Annotated in this window: 6 protein-coding genes; all 6 read right to left on the bottom strand. The window is 30.6% G+C overall.

What is annotated here, in order from left to right:
• Positions 1-114: 114 nt before the first annotated feature.
• Positions 115-648, bottom strand: coding sequence for a DUF1697 domain-containing protein (locus HMPREF3186_RS06920; protein ID WP_060914529.1), 534 nt, complete (start codon positions 646-648; stop codon positions 115-117).
• Positions 649-803: 155 nt separating this feature from the next.
• The gene (gene cydC / locus HMPREF3186_RS06915) at positions 804-2,537 is read right to left on the bottom strand and encodes a thiol reductant ABC exporter subunit CydC (RefSeq protein WP_060914528.1); all 1,734 of its coding nucleotides are present in this window, start codon (positions 2,535-2,537) and stop codon (positions 804-806) included.
• Positions 2,527-4,242, bottom strand: a complete 1,716-nt coding sequence (gene cydD / locus HMPREF3186_RS06910) for a thiol reductant ABC exporter subunit CydD (RefSeq protein WP_060914527.1) — start codon at positions 4,240-4,242, stop codon at positions 2,527-2,529. Before cydD ends, cydC begins: the two co-directional genes overlap by 11 nt.
• 3 nt (positions 4,243-4,245) lie before the next feature.
• Positions 4,246-5,274, bottom strand: coding sequence for a cytochrome d ubiquinol oxidase subunit II (gene cydB / locus HMPREF3186_RS06905; RefSeq protein WP_060914526.1), 1,029 nt, complete (start codon positions 5,272-5,274; stop codon positions 4,246-4,248).
• Position 5,275: 1 nt separating this feature from the next.
• Positions 5,276-6,658 carry a cytochrome ubiquinol oxidase subunit I gene (locus tag HMPREF3186_RS06900; RefSeq protein ID WP_003145246.1) on the bottom strand — a complete coding sequence of 461 codons (1,383 nt, stop codon included), beginning with the start codon at positions 6,656-6,658 and terminating at the stop codon, positions 5,276-5,278.
• 212 nt (positions 6,659-6,870) lie between these two features.
• The gene (locus HMPREF3186_RS06895) at positions 6,871-7,224 is read right to left on the bottom strand and encodes a DUF1634 domain-containing protein (RefSeq protein ID WP_060914525.1); all 354 of its coding nucleotides are present in this window, start codon (positions 7,222-7,224) and stop codon (positions 6,871-6,873) included.

Raw genomic sequence — 7,224 nt, 5'->3', positions numbered from 1 at the left:
ATTTATTATCAACCGTATTTATTATAGACCCAGAAAAAACAGTAAACCTTTTTTGATTTACTGTTCTTGTATTAGTTATGTTTAATTGTTACTTCAATAAGCTGGTGTTTATTCCTATTTCTTACATAATTCGACTAAATGTTCAACAACATTTAATTTCCTCATTGTCATGGTTATTGAAAGCTGTTTTTCAAGATAATTAGTATTCAATCTTTTGGGACTTGCATCTCTTGGAAGATACAAATATAAACATTCAGAACCAATAATAAACTTTTCATCTCCAAAGTCTTTGTTTTCCAGTTTTTTTAGTTCATCTTCTCCCATACTATCGTTAGTGAATACTAAATGTATTCTTGAAAAATCATAATTTTCATTAAACGGATTTTCCTCAATAGCTATCTGTAATTGATTTTTTTCTTTTATAATGACACTTAAATCTGCTCCTATTTCTTTAGCTATTGTGTCATGAATTAACTTTGCTGTTTCCCCTTTTGACAACTCTGTTTCCAAAATAACATTACCACTTTGAATATAAGTCTTTACTTTTTTTAGTCCTACTTTTTCAAGTATCTCTACCAAAAATGACATTTTAGGTATTCTATTTTTTCCTGTTGGTGTTACTCCTCTCAATAGTGCAATTACTTCCATATTCTAAACCTCCAAATACTTTACACTTTTATACAAGTTATATTATAGCATTTTCCAATCAAAATTTATAGGTCTAACTCGTTTCTCTTTACCTGTGTTAGTCATTTTTCTTGTTCCTGTAACTGCTCTATATTTGTAAAGTTTTGCAAATACTGTTACGCTATATTATCCATATCATACAATTTCTTATACTTATCATTTGTTGCATAAAGTTCACTATGAGTCCCATCCATCTCTATTTCTCCATCTTTAATGAATATTATTCTATCCATATATTCGATAGAGTTTAAATGATGGGTAATCCATACAATTGTTTTATCTTTACTAGATTCAAAAATTGTAGTTAACAGTTCATGTTCTGTCTTTGGATCTAATCCTACAGTCGGTTCATCTAATAGTAATAATTCATTATTTTGAATTATACTTCTAGCGAATGCTATACGTTGACGCTCTCCTCCAGAGAACCTACTTCCTGTTTCAAATACATTTGTATCTATTCCATCAGGAAGGCTTTGTAGTAGTTTAGACAATTGAGATTTTTCCAAACTCTCGTTAATTTTATCTTCAATTTCATCTTCTTCTATTCCCGAATCTAAAAGTGAAAGTTTAAGATTTTCTCTAATCGTCATATCGAATAGATATGGTTTTTGGTTTAAAAGTGAAATCTCTGTACCTAACATTGTTTCTGTTGGTTTTTTATCAAGAACAATAATCTCACCTTGATAATCTGTATAAGTACCTGTTAATAACTTCACCAATGTAGATTTCCCTACACCACTTCTTCCTAATATTGCTACTTTCTCACCTTTTTTAATAGAAAGTGATAAGTTATTTAAAATAGTTTTACCTTTTTCATATTCAAAAGTTAAGTTTTTGACATCAATAATATTACCATCAGAATTTTTTGCATTAACTACTTCGACTTTTTCATCATCTTCTTGAGCATAAAATTCTTTTACTCTATTTATTGAAACTTCATAACCTGGAATGTGAGCTACTGCTTCACTCGTCATTACAGCCACACTAAGAACCGATAACACCATCATACAGAATGATGCAATATAGACATTTTCAATTACATTGTTAACTGTCATATTCCAACAACTATATATCATTAAGAAAGCTGTGGCACCTGCAAGTAGGTTAACAAAGTTTTCTCTTAAGTGAACGAATGTTTTAATTTTTCTTTCACGTTTTAAAAGTTTTTGTTCTTTAACTTGGTAGTCATCCATGAATTCATTTACTTTATTAGAAGAAATCCAATCACTTAATCCAAAAATAGCACTAGTAAAATCACGATATAGGTTATATTTAGCTTCTTTCATAATTTGGAAGTTCTTTCTAGTAATTGTAAGTGAAGCGAATGGTACTACAAAAATTATAAAAATTCCAAATAGTGTTGCTAATAGAGCATAATTCATATCATACCCAAACATTACTGTAATGAAAAGTACATATAATACTAATGAGATGATACTTGGGAATATTGTTTTTAGATAGATATTTTGCATATTTTCAATATCTTCAGAAATAATACCTAGTAAATCTCCAGATTTATATTCTTTTTTCAATTTCAATGCTTTAGGTTCTAATATTTTATATACTCTACTACGCATTTTTTCTATTATCCCTAAAACTAAATTGTGACTAACTAGCCTTTGAATATAAGCAAATGTAGATTGTGCTAACGAGAATGTTCTTGTCAATACTGTAGGTACCTGTAGCATTAGGATATTTCCTATTTGTAATGATGCTTTACTTATTAAGTAACCTGATACGTACATTAACGCTGCTCCACTAATAACAGACATTAATCCTAAAAAGACTACACCGCTCATCACACCTTTATTCTTTTTAAGTTCTTTTCTTATTATTGAATTATTGTTCACTATAGCTACCTCCTACTAGATTAGCTTTCAATTCTTTGAAACGTGGTGAATTTTTAAATTCGTCAACTTTCTCAAAATCACTAACCTTTCCTTGTTCTAGATTTAATACATAATCTACATTATTCAACCAATGTAGTCTATGTGTAGCTATAATAACAGTTCTACCTTTAAATAATTCTAGTAGTTTTTCTTTAATCTCAAACTCTGTTTCTATATCCAGGTGACTTGTAGGTTCATCTAAAATAATTACTTCTCTATTACTAATTAATGCTCTGGCAATAGCAATACGTTGTGCTTGACCACCACTTAATTCTTGACCACCTTCTCCAATATTAGTGTCATAACCTTGTGGTAATGTAGAAATGAATTTATCTAAACCTACTAACTTACTAATTTCTTTTAAGTGATCTTCACTTATATTTTCATTAGAATAGAATAATATATTATTGCGAATTGTATCTGGGAAAATATAAGGGAATTGTGATATATATGAGATATTATTTGACCAGTGAACATTTTTTAGATTTGTAACTTCATCATTAATTAATATCTCACCTTCACTCTGTTCATTAAAACCAGATAATAATGAGATTAATGAAGTTTTTCCACTTCCACTTTGTCCTACAAGACAAATCTTTTGACCTTTGTTTATTGATAAAGTAATGTTATCAAGAATTTTTTTGTCATCTTTTATTAATCCTACATTTTGTAGTTTTATACTTTCTACACTATTGATAGAAGATTTCTGCGATTTATTCTTCTCGTTATCCACTATCATTCGATTAATATCTTCATAAGCCATTTGACCATCAAGTGTTGCATGGTAGTCTGTGGCAGCTTGTTTCATTGGAAGGAAAAACTCTGGTGCGATTAATAATACCGTAAGTGAAGGTAACAACACAGTACTTCCATCTAATAATAAGATTCCTAATCTAACTGCTAAAAGTGCAATTGCTATTGTTGTTAAAAAATCAAGTGCAAAGCTATTTAAAAAAGCTACACTAAGTGTCTTCATAGTACTCTGACGATATTCTCTGTTTTTCTTTTCCATGATTGGTAAGTAGTTTTTACTTACACCTAAGAATTTAAGAGTCTCTACCCCTCGAATTGTATCGATAAAGTTATTAGATAATGCTCTATATTTTTTATATTGTCTATTCGCCATATCTCTAGCGTTAATTCCTAATAGTATCATAAAAATAACGATAACTGGTATTACTGATATTATCATTAAGGCTGATACATAATCTGTATAGAATATAAAAATCACTACTAAGGTTGGGATAATAGCTCCACGGATTTGTTTTGATACATTTAATTCAAAATACTGTTTTACTTTTCCTATTCCATCAATCGCTAGGGTTACTAGCTTTCCTGATCCTTCTCTTGATGTGAAATCAGGTCCTAAGTCAAAGTAACTCTGAAGTAGTTTTCTTCTAAGTTCTGTTTCAAATTTAATTGCATGATTTTCTGTAAAATATTGTTGTAAGTGTAAAAACACTATTCTAAAAATATAACCTATTAAAAAAAGAACACTATCTCTTACTACATTATCAAAATTTTTATCAAAAAGTCCCACTATGGCTTTTGCTAAAAAAGCAGCTTGTATAATTATACAAGCTGCTTCGAATATTGATAATATTAATAGTGTCAATGTAAGACTTTTTTTAACAGGAAGTTTTAATTTTGCTTCCTTTTTTTTCATTGACTAATACTCCAATTTATCTTCTTTAGTTAGTCGTTTTCTAAAAATAGAATATGACCAAACTTGGTATCCTAAAACGAATGGCAATAGGAATAATGCAACTATTGTCATAAGTCTTAGAGTGTATACTCCACTCGCAGCATCATAAATAAATAGTGATTGACTAACATCATTACTGTTTATTATAGCACGTGGGAACATACCTGCGAAGACACTTAGAGTTAGGAACGCTAATGTTCCTGATGTACTTAAGAATGCACCTAAGTCACGACCTTTAAAGTTTAAAACAAATGATAACACAAAGAATGCTACCGCTACTAATGCTAATACTAAACCAACATAGTAGTTTGTTGTAAAGATATCTGTTTTAAATAATGCCCAAATAGCAAATACTAATGTTACTACCGCAGCAAATGGGAATAATAATGCAGATGTTGCACGAGCTGCATTTCTTAATTCTCCTGTAGTTTTAAGAGCTAAGAATTGAGCTCCGTGAACTAACATTAGAAGTAACATCATTACTCCTCCAAGGATAGTAAATGGTGATAATAAACCTAAGAAACCATCAACTAAGTTTTTCTTAGCGTCAAGGTTTGCTCCTGTCATGAAGTTAGCTACTGCAACTCCCCATAATACTGGAGGAAGTAAGCTACCAACAAACATTGCTATATCATATGATTTAATCCAAGTTCTATTATCTCCTAATTTACCTCTAAATTCAAATGATACGCCTCGTAAGATTAACGCCACTAACATTAACACGAACGCGATATAGTAACCACTGAATAATTTACCATACCAGATTGGGAAAGCTGCGAACATCGCTCCACCACCTGTTAATAGCCAAACTTCGTTTGCATCCCAGAAAGGACCGATTGTATTGAAGTAAACACGTTTTTCTTCATCAGTCTTACCTAGTACTTGAGCTAGTACACCAACTCCGAAGTCATATCCTTCTAATACGAAGAATCCTGTAAATAGTATTGTTATAAGTAAGAACCAAATATTTGGTAAAGCTACTGACCAATCCATACTATGCTACCTCCTTCACAGTTGTTTCTTTTTTATTCATTGCATATCTAAATGCGATATATTGTGTAATACCTAAGATTGTATATAATACACAGAATACTAATAGTGAGAATAATACTGACGCTCCTGAATTTGGAGAAACTCCTGATTCAGTAGCCATTACACCAAAGATTAAGAATGGTTGACGACCCATTTCAGCCATTATCCAACCACAAGCAGTAGCAACTTCAGCTACTAGTAAAGTCCATGGCATAAGTTGTAAGAACCAACGTTTCTTAGTTTCAGTTCTCTTGAATGAATAAATTGTTCCAAGTAATGCCATCAGTATTAAGATACCTACAGAACCAGACATAATTCTGAATGAGTAGTAAATTGTTGGTACATGCGGTGTGTAATCGATATGTTTTCCAACTACTGGATAATATTTTTCATCCATTTCTTTTTGAAGAGATTTCATACCTTTTAGGCTTCCTTCAAACTTGTCGTATGCTAAGAAACTCAACATACCAGGTACTTCAAGGTAATGTTCTGCTTTTTGTTGTTTTTGATCGATTGTTGCTAACACTGAGAACGGTGCTGAATTTCCAGTATCTTCATATAGAGCTTCAGCAGCTGCTACTTTCATAGGATATTCTCTTACTAAGTATTGCATTTGAGAATGTCCAGTTACAAATAATCCAAGTGAACCAATTAGAGCTGCTACGATTGAAACTTTAAATGCTTTTCTAAACATTTCAACTTCATGTTTACGTAACATTTTCCAAGATGCAATACCTGCAATTGTGAACGCCCCTACTGTTAACGCCATTGTTACTACGTGAGGGAATTGGTTCCATAAGTATGGGTTTTTAACGATTGCAAAGAAGTCAATCATTTCTGCTTTTTTACCAATTACACCATTCTCAACATACTTAACACCTACTGGGTGTTGCATGAATGAGTTAGCTGATAAAATCCAGAACGCTGACATAAGTGTTCCTATACTTACTAACCAAATACACATTACGTGTAATTTTTTGTTAATTTTCTCCCAAGAAAAAATCCAAATACCGATAAATGTAGACTCAAGATAGAATGCAAGTAAGGCTTCTATCGCAAGTGATGGTCCAAAAACATCCCCTACGAATGAAGAATATTCAGACCAGTTCATACCAAATTGGAACTCTTGAAGAATACCTGTAACAACCCCAACAGCAAAGTTAATTAGGAATAAGTGCCCAAAGAACTTCGTAATTCTTTTGTAATGCTCATCGCCAGTTTTAACATAAATACTTTCAAAAATTGCGATTAAGAACACCATACCTATAGTAATAGGTACAAAGAAGAAGTGGAACACTGTTGTTGCTGCGAATTGTATCCTTGCAAGTAATAGTGGATCCAACATAGATATACCTCCTTATATGTGTTATTTATATTTAATTGTAAATATTATATTATTATTGTATAACATAGTTTTTATTATGGCAAAACAAAAATGATAAAAAGTAGTATTTTTCCTACATTTTACCACTTTTCGTTCACAATTTGTTCACAATTAGCGATAAATTCTATATTATCATATAGTTGAACATTTTATTTTTTAATTTTTTTTATATTTTAGCTATGTGTTACTCCCAATAATAAACTCACAATTAGTATTACTAGTACTAAAATACAAATTCTTACAAATTTGTAATCTTTTTCTTCAATATAGACATACAGTAAACCTAATATACGTAGAACAGGTGTTAATATTAAAAGAAATATACCAAACATTAAGTATGAATAATAATTAAACGATACTAAACCTCTTAGCATTTCATTAAAAGTATATCTTTCTAAAGTTAATACTCCATCTGCTCCTTGTATAAAACTAAGTATAATTCCTGTTATAATAAAGAATGAACTTACAAAAACCCCCGTTTTTATAATATTTGCAATTACTATATTTATATCTCTTTTTTCATTCAT

This window comes from Gemella haemolysans (genome assembly GCF_001553035.1).
Lineage (GTDB): Bacteria > Bacillota > Bacilli > Staphylococcales > Gemellaceae > Gemella > Gemella haemolysans_B.
Note: the sequence above shows the minus strand (reverse complement) of the source record. Positions and strands in the feature narration are given on the sequence as shown.

What these genes read in the sequence shown, in the direction of transcription:
- HMPREF3186_RS06920 (WP_060914529.1), bottom strand. Translation starts at nt 648, where the DNA reads ATGGAAGTAATTGCACTATTGAGAGGAGTAACACCAACAGGAAAAAAT.
- cydD (WP_060914527.1), bottom strand. Translation starts at nt 4,242, where the DNA reads ATGAAAAAAAAGGAAGCAAAATTAAAACTTCCTGTTAAAAAAAGTCTT.
- cydB (WP_060914526.1), bottom strand. Translation starts at nt 5,274, where the DNA reads ATGGATTGGTCAGTAGCTTTACCAAATATTTGGTTCTTACTTATAACA.
- HMPREF3186_RS06900 (WP_003145246.1), bottom strand. Translation starts at nt 6,658, where the DNA reads ATGTTGGATCCACTATTACTTGCAAGGATACAATTCGCAGCAACAACA.
- HMPREF3186_RS06895 (WP_060914525.1), bottom strand. Translation starts at nt 7,224, where the DNA reads ATGAATGAAAAAAGAGATATAAATATAGTAATTGCAAATATTATAAAA.